Below are 24,808 nucleotides of genomic sequence, written 5' to 3' on the forward strand. Positions count from 1 at the left end.
CTTGTGCGGGCTAGCAGGAGGTACCACCCTTGGCACAGCCTTTTAGCGATACCCACCACCAGCAGCTAGCTGACCAGGCCGTCCAGCTCGTCGCCGACTGGGTCAAAGCAGCCCAGAACATCCCCGCCGACCCCGCAGCAGAGAAGCTGGCAGGCGTCCTGAAGGACCCCAACGGCCTTGAATTTACCGTCGGCTTTGTCGACGGTGTGGTACGCCCCGAAGACCAGGCCGTTGCCGGTAAGAACCTGGGCCGCATTGCCCCCATCGTGCCCTCCTTCCTTCCCTGGTACATGAAGAGCGCCGTAGGTTTGGGTGGCAAGCTGGCCGCTAAGGCCTCCTGGCCCACCGTGCCGATCGCCCGCACCGTCCTGCGCCAGATGGTCGGCCACCTGATTGTCGATGCCCGCGACGAAAAGCTGGGCCCCGCCATCAAGCACCTCACCTCAACCGGCAACAAGCTCAACATCAACCTGCTCGGTGAAGCAGTGCTTGGCGACCGCGAAGCAGAGCGCCGCCTGACCGAAACCAAGCGCCTGCTGGCCCGCGACGACGTCGACTATGTCTCCATCAAGGTGTCCTCCGTTTCTGGCCCCCACTCCCACTGGGCCTTCGAAGAGGTCGTGGACGAAGCCGTCCGCCGCCTCACCCCCCTCTACGAGCTGGCCGCCAACTCTCCCGCCCAGAAGTTCATCAACCTGGACATGGAAGAGTACAAGGACCTCGATATGACCATCGAGGTCTTCACCAAGATCCTTGACCAGCCCCACCTGAAGAACCTTGAAGCCGGTATCGTGCTCCAGGCCTACCTGCCCGACACCCTGGCTGCGATGCAGCGCCTGCAGGAATGGGCAGCTAAGCGTGTTGAGGCCGGCGGTGCCCGTATTAAGGTCCGCCTGGTTAAGGGTGCCAACCTTTCTATGGAGAAGGTTGAAGCCGCTGTACACGGTTGGCCCCTGACCACCTGCGACTCCAAGCAGGACTCAGATACCAACTACAAGCGCATCCTCAACTACGCCCTGCAACCCGAGCACACCAAGAACATCCGCCTGGGTGTTGCCGGTCACAACCTCTTCGACGTCGCCTTCGCCCTGCTGCTGGCCGAAGATCGCGGTGTTGAAAAGGACATCGAGTTCGAAATGCTCATCGGTATGGCCTCCCAGCAGGCTGAGGTCATTCGCCAGCGCGTAGGCCACCTGCTGCTCTACACCCCCGTAGTACGCCCCGAAGAGTTCGACGTTGCAATCTCCTACCTGGTTCGCCGCCTGGAGGAAAACGCCTCAAGCGAGAACTTCATGAGTGCCGTTTTCGACCTCGATTCTTCACCGGCCCTCTTTGACCGCGAGAAGAACCGCTTCCTGCGCTCCCTGAACGAGGTCACCGACGAGGTACAGCCCCCGCAGCGTACCCAGAACCGTCTGGAAGAAACCGAAGAGAACGTATTCAAGCCCGCCGACGGCACCTTCGAAAACACCCCCGATACCGACCCCGCCCTGGCAGGTAACCGCGAGTGGGGCCGCGCTATCCTGGAGCGTTCAAAGACCACCCAGATCGGTATCGAAACCCTGGCCGCCAATGAGCTGGGTTCTGCCGAGGACGCCGAAACCCTAGTTGCCGAGACTGTGGCAGCTGGCGAGGCCTGGGGTGCCCGCCCCGCCTCAGAGCGTGCCGAGATTCTGCGTAAGGTAGCTGTAGCCCTGGCAGTACGCCGCGGCGACTTCATGGAAATCATGGCCCACGAGGCTGGCAAGACCCTGGACCAGGGCGACGTTGAAGTCTCAGAAGCCGTTGACTTCGCCTACTACTACGCCATGCTGGCAGAGCGCCTCGACTCGGTAGACGGCGCCCAGCATCACCCGGTCAAGCTAACCCTGGTCATCCCGCCGTGGAACTTCCCCACCGCGATCCCCGTCGGTGGTGTTATCTCAGCCCTGGCAGCGGGTTCAGCGGTTATCTTCAAGCCCGCCTCCAACACCGCCCGCATTGGTGCCCTCATTGCTGAGGTGCTGTGGGAAGCTGGTGTACCCCGCGAGGCCCTGCGCCTGGTCAAGGTCACCGACCGCGACGCCGGTTCAAAGATGATTGCCCACCCCGCCGTTGACCGCCTGATTCTGACCGGTGGCTATGAGACCGCCGAGATGTTCCGATCCTGGCGTAAGGATCTGCCCCTCTTCGGTGAGACCTCCGGCAAGAACTCCATCATCGTCACCCCCAATGCCGACCTCGACCTGGCGGTCAAGGACGTCGTCTACTCAGCCTTCGGCCACGCAGGCCAGAAGTGCTCGGCTGCATCCACCGTGATTCTGGTCGGCTCGGTAGGGGAGTCCAAGCGCTTCTACAACCAGCTGGTTGACGCCGTGAAGTCCCTGCACGTTGCCCACCCCCAGGACATCGAGTCAGAAATGGGTCCCGTCATCGAGAAGCCCGAGGGCAAGCTCAAGCGAGGTTTGACCACCCTGGGTGAGGGTGAAACCTGGATTATCAAGCCCGAACAGCTCGATGAGACCGGCCGCCTCTGGTCACCCGGCGTTCGCGCAGGCGTCAAGCCCGGCAGCGAATACCACCTGACCGAGTACTTCGGCCCCATCCTGGGCGTCATGAAGGCCGCTACCCTCGAAGAGGCTATCGAACTGCAGAACGCCACCGACTACGGTCTGACCGCTGGCTTGCACTCCCTTGACTCCGGCGAGCTGGAACTCTGGCTCTCCAAGGTCCAGGCAGGTAACCTCTACGTCAACCGCGGCATCACCGGCGCTATCGTGCAGCGTCAGCCCTTCGGTGGCTGGAAGAAGTCAACCGTAGGTTCCGGCACCAAGGCCGGTGGCCCCAACTACCTGGTTGCCCTCTCCGACTGGGAGACCGCAGAGTCCACCGCCACCACCGCCCCCTCACACGCGGGCGTCCGCTCCATCCTGGCTGCCCTGCGCGAACCCACCGCCACCAACGACGGTTCCCTCGACATGCTGGCCCGCGCGGCAAGCTCCGATGCCGAGGCCTGGGCCACCGAGTTCGGTGTGGGCCACGACCCCAGCCAGCTGGGCGTTGAGCGCAACATCCTGCGCTACCTGCCCACCACCGTTCAGGTGCGTCTGGACGAGGACGGCGACCGCGACCGCGCCCTGCGCGTCTTGCTGGCAGGTGTAGCAGCCGGTGCCACCATCGAGTTCTCCACCGGCCAGAGCATCCCGGTAGCTGTTGCCGGCGCCCTGCGCGGTGCGGGTGTCACCTTGGTTGAGCAGAGCGACGCCGCCTACCGTGCTTCGCTGGCCAAGATTGCAAAGACCCCCTCAAAGCAGCTTGAGGGAACCACCTTCGAAGGTGCCCGCATCCGCTACATCGGTAGCGACGCCACCAGCATCTACGAGGCACTCGACGGCCGCCCCGACATCGCGGTCTACTTCCAGCCTGTTACCGAAGCCGGCCGCATCGAGATGCTGCCCTTCGTCCGCGAGCAGGCAGTCTCCATCACCGCCCACCGCTTCGGCAACCCCTACAAGTTCTCTGAGGGTGTTATCTAAGAGGTCTAGGTAAGGACGCCCCACCCCGCTTCCCCTCCGCAGGGAAGTGGGGTGGGGCGTCCTTTTTATTTAAGAGAAAACCCGGCCGTTTCGGTGGCGCCCGCCACCAGCACCTGTACCCTGTGTCATATAATCGTTAGGTGAGAGCTCCTTCTCCCTCGTCGGAGCTCACCTCGTCGAGTTTCACGCACCTCGATCGGCACTCCCACAAAAGTCCCACGAAAGAAAAGGACACCTCCGATGAGCAACGTTCCTGCAGAACTCAAGTACACCAAAGAACACGAGTGGGTCAGCGAACTCACCGCTGATGGCACCGTCCGCATCGGTGTTACCGACCACGCACAGGGCGAACTGGGCGACGTCGTCTACGTTGACCTGCCCGAGGTAGGCGAATCCATCGACGCAGAAGCAACCTTCGGCGAAATTGAATCCACCAAGAGCGTCTCAGACCTCTTTGCCCCCATCGCCGGTGAAGTTGTTGCCGTCAACGAAGACCTGGCAGATGCCCCCGAAACCGTGAACTCAGACCCCTACGGCGCGGGCTGGCTCATCGAGGTTCGCCCCAACGACGCCGCAGACATTGAAGGCCTGCTTTCAGCTGCCGACTACGAGGCAGAAATTGCCTAAAACCCGGCAGTAGCACCATGCTATGAGCCCGTGCAAGGGCCGTCTTTTCCGCAGGGAAAGGCGGCCCTTTTGCTCTGGGTAAAAAACAGGAAAATTTGGTGGGAGAACACGGCGCGAACCGGGCAGAATAGAGGCGAAATGGCTAAGATTAAACGAACGGTTCACTGTTTACCATTTCGTGACCTTGAACCGCTTACACCACACCACACATAACATTTAGAACACAGGCACAGTACGGGCGTAGGCCCCGCCGCCCGAAGACATAAGGACGAGACCGTATGGCCCAGCATGAAGCACACCCGCCCACAAGCACCATCGCCATGGTAGCCCTGGGTGTATCCCAGTCCCATAACCCCACCGCCGAAGAACGCGACCTGCTGGCAACCCTGCCCGCCGGGTCGGCCGTCCTCATTGGTCTGGACGGCCAGTTCAAGGGCGCGCGCTTCCTCCTGAACCCCGAAACCGACGAAGATGGCGCTGACCTGCCCATCATCGCAGGCCGTAGCCCCCAGTCAGACATCTACCTGGACGACGTCACCGTCTCCCGCCGCCACGCCCTCTTCATCCCCAACGCGGGCAGCTTCATCCTGACCGATGCTGACTCCCTGAACGGCACCTACGTGAACAAAGACCGCGTGGACGAGGCCTACCTGCGCAACGGCGACGAAATCTACATCGGCAAGTTCCACTTCGCCTTCTACCAGGGCCAGGGGCAGTAACCATGGCTCAGGCTCACTCTGCTGAAACTGCTGGGGCAAAAAATAAGACCATCGGTCAGGTGCTCAGCGCCCTTGAAGGGGAATTTGAGGGCATTAGCGCCTCGAAGATTCGCTTTCTTGAAGATAAGGGTCTGGTGAGCCCGCAGCGTACCAATACCGGCTACCGCAAGTACTCCGAAGAAGATATTGAGCGCCTGCGTTTTGTGCTGCAGCTGCAGCGCGACCAGTACCTGCCGCTCAAGGTGATCCGCCAGCGCCTGGCTGACATCGACGCGGGGCTAGCACCCGCCCCCGGTAGCGAACCTGCCGAGGGGCAGGGGAGCGGGGCGGACGCGTCCGCGCAGCCGGGTGCCGAAGAGCTGCCGAGCGCCCGCCCGGCAGCCGAGGCAGAACCGGCCCGCACCTACACCCTGCGTGAGCTGGGCCAGGCAGCCGGGGTCGATATGCCCCTGCTACGTGAGCTCATGAACTACGGTCTGCTGGCAGACAACAAAGAAGAGTACGACCAGTACGACCTGGCTGTTACGAGGGTGAGCGACCAGCTCACCGCTCACGGTCTGCACCCGCGCCACCTGCGAGCCTTCCGGGCCGCTGCCGACCGCGAAGTCGACCTGGTTGAAACCGCGGTGGGCCCCCTGGCCCTGCGTAAGGACGAAGAGTCCCAGGCCCGTGCGGCCGAACTCGCCGGTGATATTGCCCAGCTGCTGCTCCGCCTGCACATGGCCCTGGTAGCCGGGAGTATGCCCAGCTTCGACTAACCCCACCTAACCTTGCGCGAGGGGCACCGGGTGAACGTGGTCTGTCTTAATGACCAGAACCACGTTAAAACGCCGGTGCCCCTGCCGACCGATTAACCGACAAAAGGGTGGCCGGGCAGGTAGGATAAGAGAGTCCATGATTAGTTCAAGGGAAGGAACCTCAAGCCGTGACACAGTACAACGGTGAACCTAGCGCTCCCGCCGCGCTGCGAGGCGTACCTGCCCCCATGGATCAGCCCCTGCTGGGCTTTGAAGATGTCATGCCCCGCACCTCACCGGTAGGTGAGCAGGGCGTCCTCTTTGACGACCCTGTTTCTCTGGTTGATGAGAACCTGGGCTACCGCGGCCCCACCGCCTGCAAGGCAGCGGGCATTACTTACCGCCAGCTCGACTACTGGGCTCGCACCCACCTGGTGGAGCCCACCGTCCGCTCAGCCCAGGGTTCTGGCTCCCAGCGTCTTTACTCTTTCCGCGATGTGCTCGTACTCAAAATCGTTAAGAGCCTGCTTGATACCGGCGTATCTCTCCAGCAGATTCGCACCTCGGTCGACCACCTGCGCTCCCGCGGCGTTGAGGATCTTGCCGGAATCACCCTCATGTCTGACGGTGCATCGGTCTACGAATGTACCTCGGCATCTGAGGTAATTGACCTGGTGCAGGCAGGCCAGGGTGTCTTCGGTATCGCCATCGGTCGCGTCTGGCGCGAACTGGAAGTATCGCTGAGCGAACTGCCCGGCGAAAGCACCGCCCAGGAAATCCAAGCAGAGACCGAGATCCACGACGAACTTTCGGCCCGCCGAGCCCGCAAAGCCGGCGCCTAAAGAACATAGAAAACTACCCCGCCTCGCAGATGCGAAGGAGGGGTAGTTTTTTGCTGCGCTAACGGGGAGGGCACGGGCTCACGGCGAAGCTGTTGGCTGGGGCTGGCGTGAATCGCGCCTGAGCGAAGCGAAGCTGCGAGAGGGTCAACAGCAAGCGTGAGCTCCGTGCCCTCTATACGTCTTATTCCGTAGCTACATCGAGCAGGCCCGCCAGTAGTGCGGTGAAGGCGCTGGCGAGTTCCTGGGCTTCTTCCTCGGGCCAGTAGTGCACGGGGTAGGCGGACCCCTGAATGCGCTGGAGCAGGTGCGTCTCGGGCAGGATAGTCTCAGCGACCAGGTCGCCGAAGAGTACCTTCATTTCCTCGATGCGATAGTCGTGTTCGGGGTCGCCTGCACGCACCTTATTGATCACGATAGAGGCAGACTCCACGGCATAGGGGGTATTGGCTTCGAAGCGGGCAATGGCGCGCAGGGTGCGTTCGGAGCCCGCGACAGAGAAGAGGGAAGGCTCGGCGACAGACAGCACCCGGTCAGAAGCAGCCCACGCCATCTCGGTGAGACGGCCCAGGGTGGGCGGGCAGTCGATGAGAATCAGGTCAAAGCTCTCACGGACAGGCTCAAGGAGGTCTGCCAGGCGGGGGAGCAGGGTGGCTGAGTCGAGCTGTTCTAGGGAGGTGAGACGGGCGGACGCGCGCCCAACCCAGGTGCCTGCGTCCAGTCCGGTGCGGGAGGCGTTGCCCAGGCTGCCGAGGGCGGCCCACGAAGCGGGGGCGAGCTCGTCCGCCAGGGAAAAATCGGAAGGGGCGAGCAGAATGGTACCCATGTCGGTGCCTTCGGCGGTGTTCACGCCGAGGCCGGTTGAGGCGTCCCCGTGGGGGTCGAGGTCGATGACGAGGGTGCGCAGGCTGCTTGCCTGAGCAGCGGACGCCAGCCCCAGCACGACCGATGTTTTGCCTACGCCGCCTTTTAGACTGCTGATACTTACCACGCTGCTCATTGCCACGAAAGCCTCTCAAATTCGGCGGATACACACTGACCTTCTATGCTACCGAAGAGGTGTGCCAGCTACCGCCACGCGGCGTAGAAAGTCAGGCAAGCTCACAGCGAGCAACAAGGCACTGTGTAGTCATGCTCACAATAAAATCTTTTCATTACGTCCCGCATCACAAAAAATGAGACAAAACCAGGTGCTTTAGGAAGTCTAAAGATATATTTGAGGTGTTCACACACGAACTGTGGCTTAGCCTCACCGCACCCCGCTGTGCTGGGTGGGGCGGAACGGAAGAAAATGTTTTCAAAGATTCTGGTCGCTAACCGCGGCGAAATCGCAATCCGCGCTTACCGTGCGGCCTACGAGCTCGGCGCTAAGACCGTCGGCGTCTTCCCCTACGAAGACCGCCACTCCATTCACCGTCAGCAGGCCGACGAGGCCTACCCGATTGGTGAAGAGGGCCATCCCGTCCGTGCCTACCTCGATGTTGAGGAGATTATTCGCGTCGCCAAAGAAGCCGGCGCTGATGCTATCTACCCGGGCTACGGCTTCCTCTCTGAGAACCCTGAGCTGGCCCGTGCCGCTGCGGACGCCGGTATCACCTTCATCGGCCCCCCGCCGGAGGTTCTGGAACTGGCCGGTAACAAGGTTGAGGCGCTGAAGGCTGCCCGCCGTGCCGGTATCCCGGTGCTCAAGTCCACTGAGCCCAGTGCAGATGTTGAGAAGCTGCTGGCTGAGGCTGAAGAAATTGGCTTCCCCATCTTCGTCAAGGCTGTTGCCGGTGGTGGCGGCCGCGGTATGCGCCGCGTTGAGAAGCGTGAAGACCTGCGCCCCGCTATGGAAGCGGCTATGCGCGAGGCCGACACCGCCTTCGGTGACCCCACTGTCTTCCTTGAGCAGGCAGTGCTGCGCCCCCGCCACATTGAGGTGCAGATCCTGGCCGACGGTGAGGGCAACATCGTTCACCTTTTTGAGCGTGACTGCTCCCTGCAGCGCCGCCACCAGAAGGTCGTTGAGATCGCCCCCGCCCCCAACCTTGATGAAGAGATCCGTCAGGCCCTCTTCCGCGACGCGGTCAAGTTCGCCAAGGAACTGGGCTACGTGAATGCCGGTACCGTGGAGTTCCTGGTTGATACCGCCGGTGAACGCGCTGGCCAGCACGTCTTTATCGAGATGAACCCCCGTATCCAGGTTGAGCACACCGTGACCGAAGAGGTCACCGACGTTGACCTGGTACAGTCCCAGATGCGCATTGCTGCCGGTGAGACCCTGGAGGACCTGGGCATCCGCCAGGAAGATTTGCGCGTGCGCGGCTTTGCCCTGCAGTCCCGCATCACCACCGAAGACCCAGCGAACGGCTTCCGCCCCGACGTTGGCAAGGTTACTTACTACCGCTCAGCCGGTGGCTCTGGCATCCGTCTGGACGGCGGTACCGTCTACACCGGTGCCCAGATTTCACCCCACTTCGACTCCATGCTGGTCAAGCTCACCTGCCGTGGCCGCACCTTTGAGGACGCCGTCCGCCGCGCTTCTCGCGCCCTGGCCGAGTTCCGTATTCGCGGCGTCGCCACCAACATCCCCTTCATCAAGGCGGTGCTCGAAGACCCCACCTTCCGCGCTGGTGACGTCTCCACCCCCTTCATCGATGAGCACCCCGAGCTGCTGACCAAGAAGCCCTCAGCCGACCGCGGCACCAAGGCCCTGCAGTACCTGGCAAACGTTACCGTGAATAAGCCCCACGGCGAGCGTATCGAGGGGCTTGACCCCCGCTGGAAGCTACCTGCCTTCCCCGGCGACAAGACCGAAGAGCCCTACCGCTCACCCTTCGACGCTTCCACCCACGAACCCCCGGCAGGCTGGCGTCAGCGCCTGCTCGAACTGGGCCCCGAAGGGTTCGCCAAGGCTGTACGCGACACCAAGGAAGTGCTAATCACCGACACCACCTTCCGTGACGCCCACCAGTCCCTGCTGGCCACCCGCGTCCGCACACGCGACCTGCTGGCCGCCGCGCCCGCAGTAGCCCACGTAACCCCCGAGCTCTTCTCCGTAGAAGCCTGGGGCGGTGCAACCTACGACGTCGCCCTGCGCTTTCTCTCCGAGGACCCCTGGGAGCGCCTGGCCCACCTGCGTGCGGCCATGCCCAACCTGCCCATCCAGATGCTGCTGCGCGGACGCAACACCGTGGGCTACACCCCGTACCCCACCGAGGTCACCGACGCATTCGTCAAGGAAGCAGCCGAGACCGGCGTCGATATCTTCCGTATCTTCGACTCCCTCAACGACGTCTCCCAGATGACCCCGGCTATCAAGGCCGTGCGTGCCACCGGCACCGCAGTTGCCGAGGTCGCTATCTGCTACACCGGCGACATGCTGGACCCTGCCGAGCAGACCTACACCCTGGACTACTACCTGAACCTGGCTGACCAGGTGGTAGAAGCCGGCGCCCACATCCTTGCCATCAAGGACATGGCCGGCCTGCTGCGTCCGGAAGCCGCCCGCCGCCTGGTTACCGCCCTGCGCGAGCGCTTCGACCTGCCGGTTCACCTGCACACCCACGACACCGCAGGTGGTCAGGTCGGCACCCTGCTTGCCGCTGTTGAGGCTGGCGTGGATGTTGTTGACGTGGCTTCAGCCTCCATGGCGGGTACCACCTCCCAGCCGTCCTTCTCAGCCCTGGTTGGAGCCCTCCAGTACACCGACCGCGCTCCCTCCATCACCTTGGAAGCTGCCTGCGCGCTGGAACCCTACTGGGAGGCCGTCCGCACCATCTACAAGCCCTTCGAGATGGGCCTGTCATCGCCTACCGGTCGTGTTTACACCCACGAAATCCCCGGTGGCCAGCTCTCCAACCTGCGCGCTCAGGCAACCGCCCTGGGTCTGGGGGAGCGCTTCGAGGACATCGAGGACATGTACGCAGCTGCGGACCGCATGCTGGGGCATATCGTCAAGGTAACCCCCTCATCGAAGGTGGTTGGCGACCTCGCCCTGCAGCTGGTTGGTATGGGCGTCTCACCCGAGGACTTCGAGAAGGACCCGCAGAAGTTCGATATCCCCGACTCGGTAATTGGCTTCCTCAACGGCGAGCTGGGTACCCCGCCCGCCGGCTGGCCCGAGCCCTTCCGTACCCGTGCCCTGGAAGGCCGTAAGCTCTCCAAGCCCTCGGTCAACGACCTGTCAGCCGAAGATCTGGAAGCCCTGAACGGGGACTCAGCCACCCGCCGTGCCACCCTCAACCGCCTCCTCTTTGCCGGGCCCACCCGCGACTTCGAGAAGGCTCGCGAGGAATTCGGCGACCTGTCGATTCTGCACACCCGCGACTTCCTCTACGGCATGATGTTCAAGCGCGAACACGTGATTTCGCTGGGTAAGGGCGTGCGCCTGATTGCAACCCTGCAGGCTATCTCAGAACCCGACGAAAAGGGCATGCGCGAGGTGATCTGCACCCTGAACGGCCAGCAGCGCACCGTCAACGTCCGCGACACCTCCGTGGAGTCCAACGTGAAGGAAGCTGAGAAGGCAGACGCTTCTAACCCCGGCCACATCGCAGCCCCCTTCGCCGGTGGCGTGTCTATCTCGGTCAAGCCCGGCGACGAAATCTCAGCCGGCGACCAGGTAGCCACCATCGAGGCCATGAAGATGGAAGCCTCCATCACCTCAGCGGTCTCAGGCACCGTCGAGCGCGTTGTCTACAACGAGGTCTCCCAGGTAGCTGGTGGTGACCTGCTGATCGTGGTCAACGTCAAGTAACCCCGTATCAGAAATACCTAAGGGGCGGACGCCCGCACTCAGCTCGCGTAAGCTGGGGCGGGCGTCCGCTCTTTTGCTCCCAGTAGGGACCAGAAAAGTGCCGATTGTATGTGCTGCGCAGAAGGATTTAGGGAGGAATCTGGTCCCTACCTGTAGGCTAGGAAGCATGAACGTAACTCACCTGATGATTATTGGTTTTGGCGCAATCCTGCTGCTAGCTGGGGTTCTTGCTCCGCAGGGCGGCTGGAATATCTATGTGATGATTCTGGGCTTCCTGCACATCGTGGTCGGTAACGTGCTGGTTTTCCGCCAGATGCAGAAGAACTTCCGCGATAACGCAGAAGCTGCAGCACAGGCATCTTCAAACGAAGGCACTACTGAGCGGAATCCTGAGAGCTAAACTTTCTCGAAGAAAGCTTGACCGATATACCCGCCTTCCTCGGCGACCCCGGGAGGTACTAAGAAGACTGAGCTGGATCGGGTCTTCAGATACTCAACAAAAAGGTCGTCTCGGGCCATATTCTTATGGACAGTAGCAAAACGCGCAGGGTCGTTAACAAAAGCAATAAAGAATAGACCTGCCGCAAGTCTGCCCTGAGCATCGTTTCCGTCAACGTAGTTATACCCCCGTCGGAGCATAGCAATGCCCTGGTTATGATCAGGGTGTACCCGGGCTATATGCGAGCGTTCGTCAATCAGTAAGTTTCCCTTCTCATCCCTGGCAGAAAAATCGGGAGGCGTGAACTCATCACCGCCTGAGAGGGGAGCGCCGTTGCGCTTGTCCCTACCGGTCACCCGCTCCTGCTCTTGGAGTTGAACCCCGTCCCACACCTCAATATTCATTGAGACCTTACGGGCAATGAGATAGCTACCACCGGCTGCAACCCCCTGATTAATCCAGACATGTTCTGCGAGCCTGTCAGTCTCTTCCGCCTTGATATTAGAAGTGCCGTCTTTCTGCCCAAAGAGGTTACGAGGTGTGGCTTGGGCAGATGTAGTTGAAGACGTGCGACCAAAGCCTAGCTGGGACCATCTAAGCGTGGCGATTCCAACGGCAATGCGGGTGAGGTTTCTGATGGCGTGTACAGCAACCTGAGGGTCGTAGGCACAGGCCTGAATGAAAAGGTCCCCTCCTGACTGCGATGTATCAATGAAATCATTGACCATTTTGGGTAGAGGCTCAAACTCTTGCGGTAGTTGCCCTGCCAAGCCAAAGCGGTCTGTGCCGTCCTCTTGAGTAAAGAGGCTCCTACCGAAACCAAATGTGATAGTCAGACCGGAGGCTCCTAGGTCAGCGGCCTCTCCCGTATCTGGCGGGGGTAGGGCTGGCCCACCTCCAAAAGCTCCGGCAGCGGTGACATCAAGCCCCAGGGTTAGCCTACTTGCGGCGTAAGTCCAGTCTTGGAGCAGAAGAATCAGATCGTCCCGGGTGGTGTCTTCTGCCATATCAAATGCCGCGCAGTGCATGCGATCTTGGGCTGCTGTAGTAATACCTGCCTGGTGAGCCCCATAAAAATCGTAGGTAACATCGGCTTGCTCTGAGATAGACTCGCTGCCTTTCCCAGCTGCATAACCGGCAGCTAAACCTCCGAGTAAGGTAACACCAGACCCAGCCCCCGTCAGAGCAAGGACAGCACGGCGTGACAGCCCCGAGGTGCTACGGGAGTGTGATGGAGTAGATTTCATGGTCGCTTTCCTTAGTGCTGACGGGGTTGGGTGAGAAACTAGTCGACGAGGGTGGCTGTGAGCTGGGAGAGGGGCTCACGTACTGCATCGAGCTTGGTGGTAAGCTCCTTGCGCTGCTCCTCGCTGACCTCGTTGTAGGGGGTGAACCCTTCATCATAGGAGCCGTACTGATTTAGTTCAGCCTGCAAATCATTGAAGGCAGCATCGATGGTTTCAACAAGCTGGGCGTTCTCTTCTGACTCAGCTGAGGCAATAGGAGCGACCAGATCAAAAGCAATGCGGGAGCCCTCAAGGTTAGCCTGGAAGTCCCAGAGGTCACGGTGGCTCCACCAGTTCTCTTCACCGGTTACCTTACCGACTGCAATTTCTTCAAGCAGGGCAGCCGCACCGTTCGATACAGAGGTGATATTGAGCTGCTGGTCTTCAGCAAAGGTGGGGGAATGAATTTCATCGTAGAGGGCCTGAACATCGTTGATGAGGGTTTGTCCGATTCGCTGCCGGTCTTCCTTGCTTGAAGCGCTCCACCCATCGTGTGCTGAGCTACCGTCAGGCTGGAGAGCATCGGCTGCGGGCACCCAGAGGTCTTTTTCAATGCGGTGGAAACCGAGCCACTCGGTGAAGGTGGGGTCATCTTGTTCAAGAAGTTCTGCCTCCGCTAGGTAGTCAATCTCGCGGTAATCAATGCGGGGGTCGAGAATACCGAGAGCTTCGGCAATAGGTTCAATGCGTTCGTAGTGGATACGTGTTGTTGCATAGAGCTCACGAGCTTTTTCGTCATCACCGTTCATATAGGCGGTGGCGAATTCCTCAACCTGCGGTAGGAGTTCGCCTACCTCATTCTTGGCGAAGTTGACGTAGTTATCCACCGCCTGCTCATAGAGTTCTTTCTGCTCACCGGTGAGTTCAACGGGTTCACCGGTGACGGTGAAGGCTGCCGTTCCCACATTTTCACCTCGCATGCCCGGCTTGCATGCTGTGTAGTATTCACCCGGCTGCAGGGATACGGTGAGGTCTGCTGTTTGGCCCGGAGCTATATTTTCTTTTTCAGAAACGATTCGCAACCCGTCTGAGCCGAGAAGGTAAAACTCGGTGGTCTTTTCGCCGTCATTGGTGATACTAAACTGCGCCGTTCCTGACGTAGTGCTGTTGGTTGAGACAAGGCAGTCAGAGGTGGTAGATGAAACTGTAATCGTATTCCCGTCGGCCTGCTGGGCTTGTTTATCGACGCAGGCGGTGAGGGTTAGCGCGAGGCTGGTGGTGATGAGGGTGCTGAGGACGGGGCGATGTGTTGTCATGGTGTGCCTTTCTGAGACTGTAGGTAAGGGGAGCCGGACGCAGACCGGCAGCTAGGACGGTTAGCTCCGGGAGAGGTCCGCGGGGGTAGCCCGACGCTGGTGCTTCATCCAGAGTGGGAAAACTATGGTGAGATAGAGGGCCCAGGTTATGACCTCAAGCCAGGACATGAGGGGTGTGAACCCTACCGTTCCTTTGAGGATGGATGCCACGGCACCTGAGGGGTCTATATAGTTTTGGAGGTCGAAAGCCCAGCCGAAAGGAAAAGACGCTCCCCAAAATGGGGTGGTGGTGAATCCAACGAGTACTTCACCCGTCCTGAAATTTGTTGGGGTGATGGGGGCACCTGAGAACGGGCCCGGTAGGAATCTTGCTTCCTGTAGATCATGGATTCCGTAGGCAAGAATTCCGGCACTCATCACGATGAGCAGAGCACCTGTAACTGCGAAAAAACGGCTGAGGTTGAAATTCATCATGCCCCTGTTGATGGCAACACCGAGGGCAACAGCCAGAAGTATGCCAACAATTGCGCCTGCTAGTGCTTGGGGAGCCGTCGACCAGGCCCACAGCATGAGAGTAGTTTCGAGACCTTCTCTGCCGACAGTGACAGCTGCCAGCCAGAACATAGCCCAGCCACTACCGGTTGCTAGCGCAGCTCTGGCGGATGTTTCAAGTTCTTGTTTGAGGGAAGGCCCTATTTTAGCCATCCAGAACACCATCGTGGTCACCATAAGGACGGCAAGAAGGGAAAGGCCGCCGCCCAAGAGCTCTTGGCCCTCAAAACTGAGACCATAACGACCGTAGGTTAGTATGGCTCCGGCGATGAGAGATACCGTTGTCGCGATGCCAACGCCCCACCAGATTTTAGGGCGGGCGTCGCTGCGACCCACTTTGGTCACGCAGGCCAAAAGTATGCCGATAACTAGTGAGGCCTCAAGGCCTTCTCGTAGGCCGATGAGAAAGGTCGCCAGGAACATCGGGCATTCTCCTAGTCAGGTTTAGCACAAGTATTAATTAGGTAAGACTAATCTTAGTTAAAGATAAGCGCTGCCTTTGATTTCTGCAAAAGGTTGGAGCTACCCCTATCTTCATAAAGGGAATATTGAACTGCCACCACCGGTTATAGTCGATAATGTGCCTCAGTTCTTCTGAACGTATGCACCTGACGAAAGGCAAACTGTGACTGATTCGCGCCACTACGACCTCATCATTATCGGATCTGGCTCCGGTAACTCCCTGCCCAACGAGGACTACGAGGGCAAGAAGATTGCCATCATCGACGGCGGCCGCTTCGGCGGTACCTGCCTCAACGTGGGCTGTATTCCCACCAAGATGTACGTCTACCCGGCATCTACCGTTGCCCGCGCCAAGGACGCTGCCCGTCTGGGCGTAGAGCTAGAGCACAAGCACACTGCCTGGCGGCAGATTCGTGACCGAATCTTCGGCCGTATCGACGCTATTAGTGAGGGCGGGCTGGCCTGGCGGAAGTCCCTTGAGAACGTGGACGTCTACGAGGAATACGCTAAGCTGACCGGCCCCCGGAGCGTGGTTACGGCGTCCGGCCTTGAGCTGACCGCTGACCAGCTGGTGCTGGCTACCGGATCCCGTGTTACCCTGCCCCAGGTCCCCGGTATCGACCTGCCCCAGGTGCACACCTCAGATACCGTCATGCGTATTGATGAGCTACCCGAGCGCGTGGTGGTCATCGGCGGCGGCTTCATCGCAGCCGAGTTTGCTCACGTCTTCTCGGGTCTGGGCGCTCAGGTGACCCAGGCTGTGCGCTCAGACCGCCTGCTCCGCAGCCACGACGACACCATTGCCGAGATCTTTACCCGTGAGGCCGCCCGCCAGTGGGACCTGCGCACCAACCACGCCCTGAAGGCTATCGAGGCTGCCGACGACGGGTCTGTGACGGTGGTATTTGAGGACGCCGGTGAGCGGGTTGCCGTGCCCGCTGACCTGGTGCTGGTGGCAACGGGCCGCACCCCCAACTCCGATACCCTCGATGCCGCCACCTACTTTGATGTGGATGAGCGGGGCCTGGTGCAGGTGGATGAGTACCAGCGGGTGCTCTCCGGCGGCCAGCCGGTCAAGGGCGTCTGGGCCCTGGGCGATGTGAGCTCCCCCTACCAGCTCAAGCACGTGGCGAACGCCGAGATGCGCACCGTGCAGTGGAATATCGTGCACCCCGACCAGCTACGCGCCACCGACCACCGTTATGTGCCCGCTGCCGTGTTCACGCACCCGCCCATTGCCGCTGTGGGTCTGACCGAAAGCCATGCACGGGAGCAAGCTGCGGCTGAAGGATTTGAGATTACCGTCAAGGAGCAGAAGTTCGGCGACGTAGCCTACGGCTGGGCTATGGACGATAGTGAAGGCGTCTGCAAGCTCATTGCCCGCAAGGACACCGGTGAGCTGCTGGGTGCCCATCTTATCGGTGAGGAGTCACCCACCCTGATTCAGCCCCTGATTCAGGCCATGAGCTTTGGCTTGAGCGCCCGCGATATGGCCCGCGGCCAGTACTGGATCCACCCAGCCCTGACCGAGGTCGTGGAGAACGCCCTGCTGGGGCTTGAGCTCGACTAGCCTTCGACCCGACTAACGCACGACCCCCGCTCCTGATAACAGGAACGGGGGTCGTGTACTTTACTGGGAGTCTTTTTCTGCCTCGGTGACCTCTACCCAGTCACTAGCGGCCTTCTCAACCTGCTCGTCGGCATCTGAGTTGCTGGCGGCGTCCTTGTCCTTCGCTCCGGGTAGGGGAGCGACCTGCTGGATCTTATCTGCCAGCTCGTGTAGCTTCTGCCCCTGGGTCTCGGTGAACTCCTGAATCTTCTCAGCCTGCACAGCCTTGAACTGGTCCCATTTCTCGGTCTGCTCGGCACGCAGCTCCTGAACACGCTCAGCGGTATGCGCGGCGGTCTCGGTCACGGTGGACTTGGTGCGGTTGTACATGTCTTCAACATAGGAGTTGAAGTCAGCCAGCACCTGCTTGCGGCGCACCTTCATAGAGGGGGTCAGATGCCCCTCGGCCTCGGTGAAGTCCTTATCAAGAATGCGGAACTCGCGGATAGACTCGGCCCTCGACACAAAGGCGTTGGCGTCGTCGATGAACTTCTGGATAGCCTCACGGACGCGGGGGTTGGTGGAGGCCTCCTTGAGGGAGAGGGTGCGGGGCAGCCCGATGCGCTCGAGCTCATCGGGCAGGACGTCTGGGTCCAGGGTAATGAGTGCCGAGATGAAGGGCTTCTCGTCGCCCACCAGCATGGCCTGGGAGACGAAGGGGGACTGGCGCAGGCGGTCTTCGGCGGGTACCGGCATGACGTTCTTACCGCCGGCGGTCACAATGATTTCCTTCTTGCGGCCGGTAATAAAGATTTTGCCGTCATCGTCGATACGGGCCAGGTCGCCGGTGCGGAACCAGCCGTCCTCGGTGAAGGCCGCAGCGTTCTCTTCGGGGTTGTTGAGGTAGCCAGAGATCAGGCCGATGCCCTTGAACTCGAGTTCGCCGTCCTCAGCGATACGGGCAGAGCCACCGGGAATCAGGGTACCCACGTTGCCGATATCAAAGTTGCGGATGCGGCCAACGGCCAGGGGAGCGGTGGTCTCGGTCAGGCCGTAGCCCTCAACGACCTCGATGCCCACAGCGTGGTAGAAGTGGCCGTAGTGGGGGGCCAGGCGTCCGCCGCCGGATACCGCAAAGCGTACCTTGCCGCCCATGGCGTCGCGCAGCTTGGAGTAGACCAGTTTGTCATAGAACCTGTGCTGCAGGGTAAGGGCACGGGTCATCTTGCCCGCAATCTTGGCCTGGGACCACTTGATAGCGACGTCCACTGAGCGCTGGAAGAGCTTGGCGTTGACCTTACCGCCCTTCTCGGCTTTCTTGATAGCCCCCTCGTAGACCTTTTCAAAGACTCGCGGTACAACCAGCAACATGGTGGGCTGGAAGGAGGCCAGGTCGGTGGAGAGGTTCTTGATGTTGGGGGCGTGGCCTACCGTCAGGCCCGCATCGAAGGCCAGCAACTGAATCAGGCGACCCAGCACGTGGGCCAGGGGCAGGAAGAGCAGAGTTGAGTTGGTCTCGTTGGCAATCTCAGGGATGGTGAGCTTGGTATTGGCAGAGAGACGGACGAAGTTACCGTGGGTAATCGGGCAGGCCTTGGGGCGGCCGGTTGTGCCGGAGGTATAGACGATGGTTGCCACGGTATCGAGGTTGGCGAGGGAACGGCGTTCTTCCACGTCCTCGTCAGAGATAGAAGACCCACCGGAGACCAGGGTGGGGAGAATCGAATCGTCGATGACCCAGACGTCCTTCAAAGCATCAAGGGAGAGCTCATCATCGGTAAGCTCACGGGCCTGGCTAATGACGTCTGCCAGTTTGCTGTTCTCAACGAAGACTGCCTTAGCGCCGGAGTGGGAGAGGGCCCAGGCGGCCTGGGCGGGGGAGGACGTCTCATAGACCGGCACAGAAATAGCGCCCGCATACCAGATGGCGAAGTCAATTAGGGTCCACTCGTAGCGGGTGCGGCTCATAATGCCAACGACGTCACCCGCCCCAATACCTGCGGCCATAAGACCCTTGGCTAGATCAATGACCTGGCGGCGGAAGTCCTTTGCTGTAACGGGCACCCAGTTGCCGGTCGACTTCTGTACCCGGTAGACCAGAGGGTTACGGCTGTCCTGAGCGCGGCGTTCCACCATGTCGGTGATGTTGACTGCCGGATCAACAGTAACAATCTGGGGGGAGTGAATTTCTTTCACGGTGTTACCTTGTCTCTAACGGGCCCCGGCGGCGGGGGAGGGCTAAGGTGCGCTGGCGGCGATGCCGGGCACGCGGTTCTTCCTGGCCATTTTACAGCCCGCCCCCGGCTAAAACCCCACTTTTTGCGGGTGTGACGCTCTGAGGGGAATAGCTTCACCTCGTTGGGGAGGGCTTTGTAACTCCTGTTTCTGAGCTGGTCGCCCTCGGGCATACAATATGTAGTGGAAAGCCGCTCGCTGACTGCTCTAGCTACGAGCCCCGTAGATAAGTCCTGCATCAAGGAGAGACACCATGTATATGCAACTGCGCACCGTGCTCAAGCCCTTCTTGCAGCGGGCCTATCACCATGAGGTTGTGGGGGCTGAAAATATCCCGGCATCAAGCGGCGCTATTTTGGCAAGTAACCACGTGTCTTTTATTGACTCTATTTTCTTGCCTCTTGCGGCACCGCGTCAGGTGTTCTTCTTGGCTAAATCAGATTATTTCACTACGCCCGGAGTTAAGGGGCGCCTGATGAAGTGGTTTTTCACCTCGGTGGGTCAGCTACCTATTGACCGCTCCGGTGGCGCTAAATCAGCTGAATCTCTGGCTGCTGCCGTTGCCGCCCTACGAGAGGGAAAGCTGGTGGGGATCTACCCCGAGGGGACCCGTAGCCCCGATGGACGTCTGTACCGCGCCAAAATTGGTGTGGCCCGCCTAGCTCTAGAGGCCGGCGTCCCCATTATCCCCGTTGCCCAGTTTGGTAACGAGGATGTGCAGGTTCCTGGCTCCAACCGCCTGCGCCTGCGGAAGGACGGCAAGCCGATTCGGGTGAAGACCGTCATCGGCGAACCCATTGACGTGGCCCCCTATCTGGGGCGGGACGACGAATGGGCCGCCCAGCGGGAACTGGCAGACCTGGTGATTGATCGGATTAGCCAGATGACCGGACGCCCCATCACCCCGGTCTATGCGGCCGATGTAAAGAAGCTCATGACGGCTGAAAATATCAGCGCGGACGAGGCTACTGCGCGGCTTCTTGAAGCCCGCTCCTAGTGGGGCGCACCTACCCGGGCACGGGCGCCCGCTCAGACCTATGGCGGGGTCTTGCTCCAGCTAGGAGCTGTATGTCACATCGTGGACATAGCTTTTGAACCCTCCCTACGAACCCCAATACTTTTGAATAAGAGACAAGAGCCTAACCCCTCAGCTAGGCTCTAGCGACCACATACAAAGGAGTCACCCCGTGACCAATCCCGGCGCCGTACCCACCCCCAACGACTTCCCCGAGCTCGAAGAATGGCGCTCACTCAACATCGACCAGCACCCCCAGTGGGCTGACCACCCCGACTTCACGGCTGTAATTAACGAACTCAACAGCGTCCCCCCGCTGGTTTTCGCCGGTGAAGTTGACCAGATGCGTGCCGACCTAGCACGCGTTGCAGAAGGTGAAGCCTTCCTGCTCCAGGGCGGCGACTGCGCAGAAACCTTCGCAGGCGCTACCGCCGATAAGATTTCAGGCCGCGTGCGTACCCTGCTGCAGATGGCGGTTGTGCTGACCTACGGTGCGTCTATGCCCGTGGTCAAGATGGGCCGTATGGCCGGTCAGTTCTCCAAGCCCCGCTCATCGAACGATGAGACCCGCGACGGCGTGACCCTGCCCTCCTTCCGCGGTGAAATGGTTAACGGTTTTGACTTCACCGAAGAGTCCCGCGTGCACGACCCCAATCGCATGCTCCAGGGTTACCACACCAGTGCAAGCACCCTTAACCTGATTCGTGCCTTCACCAAGGGCGGTTTTGCTGACCTGCGTTCGGTCCACTCCTGGAACAAGGGCTTTACCTCGAACCCCGCCCATGCCCGCTACGAGTCCATCGCCGGCGAAATCGACCGCGCTATCAAGTTCATGGAAGCCTGCGGCACCGACTTCGGCCCCCTGAAGACCACCGATGTCTACACCGGTCACGAGGCCCTGCTTCTGGACTTCGAACGCGCTATGACCCGTGTTGACTCCCGCACCCACCTGCCCTACGACACCTCCGCCCACTTCCTCTGGATTGGTGAGCGTACCCGCGGTCTGGATGATGCCCACGTCAACTTCCTCTCCAAGGTTCGTAACCCCATCGGCGTGAAGCTTGGCCCCACCACGACCGCCGACGATGCCATGGCCCTGATTGATAAGCTGGACCCCAACCGCGAGCCCGGCCGCCTGACCTTCATTACCCGTATGGGTGCCGGCAAGATTCGTGAAAACCTGCCCGCCATCGTTGAGGGTGTGCAGAAGGAAGGCGCCAAGGTCGTGTGGGTTACCGACCCCATGCACGGCAACACCATCTCTGTACCGTCCGGTTACAAGACCCGCCGCTTCGACGACGTCATGAACGAGGTTCAGGGCTTCTTCGAGGTGCACGAGGCTCTCGGTACCTTCCCCGGCGGTATCCACATAGAGATGACCGGCGACGACGTCGCTGAATGCCTGGGCGGTTCTGACCCCATCGAAGAAGCAGCTTTCGCTGACCGTTACGAGACCCTCTGTGACCCCCGACTGAACCACCAGCAGTCCCTGGAAATCGCTTTCCAGGTTGCTGAGTACCTGGCCCGCCGCTAAGGCTAAGGCCTTTAGGGCACAGAGCAAGCCGCCATCGCCTTCTCTTGAACACAGGTTTCAAGAATAGGGCCACGGCGGCTTTTCTATGCCCGGGTTTTCCCCTCGGGTTCTGTACTGGCGTGAGGGCCGCCTGCGCTAGAGAATAAGGCTTGCCAGCCACCAGCCCACAAGACCTGCTGCGACAAAGCCCAACAGAACCAGGGCAAGAATCAGGACCAAAGAAACCGGGGAGAGGGGCGGGCGCCACCTCTCAGCCGGGGTCCGGCGCTGGGCTTCGGTCCACTGGGCAGGGTTGGCGGGGCGCACCGGCGCTGGTTTCGGCGCGGACGCCGGTGCTGCGTCCGCGCGTACACTGCGGTGGGCGGTAGCCCGCTGCCGGTTATACTCTGCAGAAATTGATGGCTGTTCTACTACCGCCGGGTCTTGGGCGGCGTTGTGCTCAGACAGCTGGGCATCGAGGACGGCCTGGGTTTCGGTCTTGGGCCCAACCCCGGGGAAGTCGGTGGGGGCGTAGATCTCAACGGGGGCGTCCGCGGCTGAACGCACTGCCTGCTCGTGATCGCTGAGCGGGCCAGAAGAACCTGCATCGAGTAGGTCATCGGCGGCTCCAAAACCGGTGATAGCGGTCTGCTCGTGGCGCACCCGCCCCGACTGCTCAGCGATATCGGCGACATCTTCCCATAGCGTTGTTGCTGGCTGATCCGCCTGACCTAGCCGGTAGTCCTTCTCCTGCTCGCTGGCGCGGGCCTCAATATCGCGCAGGGCCCGGTAGAGCTCGGTGGCGTCTTGGGGGCGGTCGCGGGGGCTGCGTCGGGTGCACCAGCTCACCACACCCGCGATATCGGAAGAGATACCCTCGGCCAGGTGAGCGAGGGAGGGAATATCGGTGTTCATGTTGTGGTAGAGCACCTGCTGGTCGTTATCGGCCCCGGCAAACGGCATACGGCCGGTGAGCAGGCGATACATCATCACGCCCAGGGCAAAAATATCGGCAGGTGGGCCCACTGGTGAGGCAACGTCGAGGATTTCGGGAGCTACGAAGGAGGGGGTGCCCATGAGTTGGCCGGTGGCGCTTTGATCGGCCCTTCGCGTTAGGCCAAAGTCGGAGAGCTTAACGCCCCCTGTATCGGCCTCTAAGAGAATATTGGCGGGCTTGATATCGCGGTGAATCAGATGGTGGGCATGCACCTCTGATAGGCCCTCAACCGCAGGAATCATGATATCGAGCATCTCGCCCACCGAGAGCACCGGTCGTAGCTGCGTCAGCTGCGCCAGGGTACACCCGTGCACGTACTCTAAGACCAAGAACATGACCTGCTGACCGTGAACTACCTCGGTGCCCTCGTCGATGACACCTACAACGTTCTCATGCTGAATCTTCTTGAGCGCCGAGCCCTCTCGGAAAAACTTCTGTTGCTGAGCTGGGTCGGTAGAGAGGTGGGGGAGTAGCACCTTGAGCGCCACCGGGTTATCTGACCACAGATCAACCGCATGGTACACCTCGGCCATACCACCGCGCGCAATCAGGTGGCCCACCTCAAAATGGCCCTTGAAAATAACCCCGGTCAGCCAGGGAATAGCAGAGAAGTCATCAGTCATCCTCACTATTGTACGGGCGGCCCCTGGGAAGAGACCGAAAACGAAACTCGCTGTGCCCCTACCGATGCTACCTACCGATTCCCCGGTTTCTGGGGCACAATGGATAGGTGACTGATGAAAAAACTACACCTGAAGTAATTGCTCTGGTTGGCGATTGGCTGACCATCCCCGATATCGCAGAAGCCCTTGACCTCAAGGTCACCCGCGTCCACAACCTGCTGGCTGACGGAACCCTTTTGGCCGTGCGCGACCCCGAAACCGGCATCCGCAAGGTCCCCGCCCTCTTCATGCGCGAAGACCGCGTGCTTGAACCCCTCAAAGGCACCCTGAGCGTGCTGGCCGATGCCGGTTTCACTGCAGAAGAAGCTATCGTTTGGCTCTACACTGCTGACGACACCCTGCCCGGCCGTCCTATCGACGCCCTGATTGACGGTCGCAAGACCGAAATCCGCCGCCGCGCCTCGGCCCTGGCCTGGTAAGGCTTTTAAAGATTTAGATAGAGAACAGCAGGCTCACACTCCGGTGTGAGCCTGCTGTTCTATTACCTGATAAATACTGGCGCTGCCCTAGAAGGAGCGGTGCAGAGCCTTGGCCGCAATGGCCCGTAGGGCCTGCTGTACGGACGCTTCGAGATCGAGGGCTTCAAGGGCAGCTAGGGCCTCGTCCCCCTTGGCCTGAATCATCTCTTCAACGGCCTGGAGGGCACCGGAGTCTCTCATGAGGCGCTGAAGCTCTTCGATGGTCTCTGCCCCCAGGGTAGGGGAACCCAGGGAGCCTTCGAGGAAGGCCCGCTGGTCGGCGTTACTCTTCATGGCCGTAAAGGCCGTGAGGACGGTGCGCTTGCCCTCGCGCAGGTCATCGCCAGCGGGCTTGCCGGTGGTTTCGGGCTCGCCGAAGACCCCCAGTACGTCATCGCGCAGCTGGAAGCCCTCGCCCAGGGGCAGGGCAAAGGCCCGGTAGCCGGCAACCAGTTCGGAGGTCTCCCCGTGTTTCAGGTTAAGACCCAGGGCCCCGCCCAGGGCAATGGGGTGTTCGCAGGAGTATTTAGCGGCCTTGTAGCGAATCACGTTCTTGGCCCGCTCAAGGGCAACTTCTGGCTCTTCTTCGGGCACGACTTCGCCCACAATGTCGAGGTACTGGCCGGCCATCACTTCGGTGCGCATCAGGTCAAAGATAAAGCGGGCCTCGCTGGCGGCGGTGAGTTCAGGAATGGACGAGAATACCATTTCTGACCAGGACAGGCACAGGTCGCCGGCCAAGATTGCGCTTGAGACCCCGAAGGCGGAGGGGCTGGTCTTATAGCCCAGCTCCCGGTGCATGGCCTCAAACCGGCGGTGCACGCTGGGGGCACCCCGTCGGGTATCGGAGGCATCGATAATGTCATCGTGGATCAGGGCAGCGGTCTGGAAGAGCTCAATCGCCACACCCGCCCGAACGATGGACTCGGTCACTCCAGCTCCACCAGCTCCGCGGTAGCCCCAGTAGGTCAAGAGCGCTCGAAGACGTTTACCGCCGGTGGAAAGGGCGCGGACGGACTCCAACAGGGGCAGGGTCTCAACCGAGACGGTCGCCATAAGTTCTTGCTGGGTATCAAAAAAGCGGCCCATTTCGGCTTCGAGAGCCTCAAGGTAGGCTGCGGACTCGTCGGGGCCGGTAGCGGGGGCTGGCTGGGGGGTCATGACGTCCTTGGGTCTGGGGATAGC

General features: G+C 60.6%; 18 protein-coding genes. 11 read left to right on the forward strand and 7 right to left on the reverse strand.

Going from position 1 to position 24,808, the window contains the following annotated elements:
• The first annotated feature begins 29 nt into the window (after nucleotides 1-29).
• The 5 genes from L6758_RS00245 (at nucleotide 30) to L6758_RS00265 (ending at nucleotide 6,440) form a co-directional block, all read left to right on the forward strand.
• A complete protein-coding gene (locus L6758_RS00245; protein WP_237204996.1) occupies nucleotides 30-3,515 on the forward strand; it encodes a proline dehydrogenase family protein in 3,486 nt (1,161 codons plus the stop codon).
• 240 nt (nucleotides 3,516-3,755) lie between these two features.
• On the forward strand, nucleotides 3,756-4,142 hold the full coding sequence (gene gcvH / locus L6758_RS00250) for a glycine cleavage system protein GcvH (protein WP_237204997.1): 387 nt from the start codon (nucleotides 3,756-3,758) through the stop codon (nucleotides 4,140-4,142).
• Between the two features lie 278 nt (nucleotides 4,143-4,420).
• A complete protein-coding gene (locus tag L6758_RS00255) occupies nucleotides 4,421-4,861 on the forward strand; it encodes an FHA domain-containing protein (RefSeq protein ID WP_237185455.1) in 441 nt (146 codons plus the stop codon).
• 2 nt (nucleotides 4,862-4,863) lie between these two features.
• Complete coding sequence (gene ftsR, locus L6758_RS00260) at nucleotides 4,864-5,619, forward strand: transcriptional regulator FtsR (protein WP_237185454.1); 756 nt, start codon at nucleotides 4,864-4,866, stop codon at nucleotides 5,617-5,619.
• Nucleotides 5,620-5,846: 227 nt separating this feature from the next.
• The gene (locus tag L6758_RS00265; protein WP_185174822.1) at nucleotides 5,847-6,440 is read left to right on the forward strand and encodes a MerR family transcriptional regulator; all 594 of its coding nucleotides are present in this window, start codon (nucleotides 5,847-5,849) and stop codon (nucleotides 6,438-6,440) included.
• 181 nt (nucleotides 6,441-6,621) lie between these two features.
• On the opposite strand, the gene L6758_RS00270 is transcribed toward L6758_RS00265, so the two are convergent.
• Nucleotides 6,622-7,437, reverse strand: coding sequence for a ParA family protein (locus L6758_RS00270; RefSeq protein ID WP_237205081.1), 816 nt, complete (start codon nucleotides 7,435-7,437; stop codon nucleotides 6,622-6,624).
• A 291-nt stretch (nucleotides 7,438-7,728) separates the two neighbouring features.
• Here L6758_RS00270 and L6758_RS00275 point away from each other — a divergent pair, with 291 nt between their 5' ends.
• On the forward strand, nucleotides 7,729-11,178 hold the full coding sequence (locus tag L6758_RS00275; RefSeq protein ID WP_237204998.1) for a pyruvate carboxylase: 3,450 nt from the start codon (nucleotides 7,729-7,731) through the stop codon (nucleotides 11,176-11,178).
• A 166-nt stretch (nucleotides 11,179-11,344) separates the two neighbouring features.
• The gene (locus tag L6758_RS00280; RefSeq protein WP_237204999.1) at nucleotides 11,345-11,578 is read left to right on the forward strand and encodes a hypothetical protein; all 234 of its coding nucleotides are present in this window, start codon (nucleotides 11,345-11,347) and stop codon (nucleotides 11,576-11,578) included.
• Here the strand turns inward: L6758_RS00280 and L6758_RS00285 are convergent.
• Genes L6758_RS00285 through efeU form a run of 3 tightly spaced genes read right to left on the reverse strand, consistent with a single transcriptional unit; the run spans nucleotide 11,575 to nucleotide 15,134 of the window.
• A complete protein-coding gene (locus L6758_RS00285) occupies nucleotides 11,575-12,864 on the reverse strand; it encodes a Dyp-type peroxidase (RefSeq protein WP_237205000.1) in 1,290 nt (429 codons plus the stop codon). The two genes, L6758_RS00280 and L6758_RS00285, sit on opposite strands and share 4 nt — an antisense overlap.
• Nucleotides 12,865-12,902: 38 nt before the next feature.
• Nucleotides 12,903-14,159, reverse strand: a complete 1,257-nt coding sequence (gene efeO / locus L6758_RS00290) for an iron uptake system protein EfeO (RefSeq protein WP_237205001.1) — start codon at nucleotides 14,157-14,159, stop codon at nucleotides 12,903-12,905.
• A 60-nt stretch (nucleotides 14,160-14,219) separates the two neighbouring features.
• The gene (gene efeU / locus L6758_RS00295; RefSeq protein WP_237195283.1) at nucleotides 14,220-15,134 is read right to left on the reverse strand and encodes an iron uptake transporter permease EfeU; all 915 of its coding nucleotides are present in this window, start codon (nucleotides 15,132-15,134) and stop codon (nucleotides 14,220-14,222) included.
• Between the two features lie 202 nt (nucleotides 15,135-15,336).
• Here efeU and L6758_RS00300 point away from each other — a divergent pair, with 202 nt between their 5' ends.
• Nucleotides 15,337-16,743 carry a mycothione reductase gene (locus L6758_RS00300; RefSeq protein WP_237205002.1) on the forward strand — a complete coding sequence of 469 codons (1,407 nt, stop codon included), beginning with the start codon at nucleotides 15,337-15,339 and terminating at the stop codon, nucleotides 16,741-16,743.
• A 60-nt stretch (nucleotides 16,744-16,803) separates the two neighbouring features.
• On the opposite strand, the gene L6758_RS00305 is transcribed toward L6758_RS00300, so the two are convergent.
• Nucleotides 16,804-18,918, reverse strand: a complete 2,115-nt coding sequence (locus L6758_RS00305; protein WP_237205003.1) for an AMP-dependent synthetase/ligase — start codon at nucleotides 18,916-18,918, stop codon at nucleotides 16,804-16,806.
• Between the two features lie 292 nt (nucleotides 18,919-19,210).
• Between L6758_RS00305 and L6758_RS00310 the strand changes: the two genes are divergently transcribed.
• Both L6758_RS00310 and L6758_RS00315 read left to right on the forward strand, forming a co-directional pair.
• Entirely contained in the window at nucleotides 19,211-19,954 is a 744-nt protein-coding gene (locus L6758_RS00310) for a lysophospholipid acyltransferase family protein (RefSeq protein WP_237205004.1), read from the forward strand.
• Between the two features lie 190 nt (nucleotides 19,955-20,144).
• Complete coding sequence (locus tag L6758_RS00315) at nucleotides 20,145-21,506, forward strand: class II 3-deoxy-7-phosphoheptulonate synthase (protein WP_237205005.1); 1,362 nt, start codon at nucleotides 20,145-20,147, stop codon at nucleotides 21,504-21,506.
• A gap of 135 nt (nucleotides 21,507-21,641) precedes the next feature.
• Here the strand turns inward: L6758_RS00315 and L6758_RS00320 are convergent, their stop codons facing one another.
• On the reverse strand, nucleotides 21,642-23,105 hold the full coding sequence (locus L6758_RS00320) for a serine/threonine protein kinase (protein WP_237205006.1): 1,464 nt from the start codon (nucleotides 23,103-23,105) through the stop codon (nucleotides 21,642-21,644).
• A 107-nt stretch (nucleotides 23,106-23,212) separates the two neighbouring features.
• Here L6758_RS00320 and L6758_RS00325 point away from each other — a divergent pair, with 107 nt between their 5' ends.
• Complete coding sequence (locus tag L6758_RS00325) at nucleotides 23,213-23,584, forward strand: Rv2175c family DNA-binding protein (protein ID WP_237205007.1); 372 nt, start codon at nucleotides 23,213-23,215, stop codon at nucleotides 23,582-23,584.
• An 87-nt stretch (nucleotides 23,585-23,671) separates the two neighbouring features.
• Here the strand turns inward: L6758_RS00325 and L6758_RS00330 are convergent, their stop codons facing one another.
• Nucleotides 23,672-24,784, reverse strand: a complete 1,113-nt coding sequence (locus L6758_RS00330; RefSeq protein ID WP_237205008.1) for a polyprenyl synthetase family protein — start codon at nucleotides 24,782-24,784, stop codon at nucleotides 23,672-23,674.
• Nucleotides 24,785-24,808: the final 24 nt, after the last annotated feature.

Source organism: Rothia nasimurium (assembly GCF_928382285.1).
In the GTDB taxonomy this organism is placed as follows: Bacteria; Actinomycetota; Actinomycetes; order Actinomycetales; family Micrococcaceae; genus Rothia; species Rothia nasimurium_E.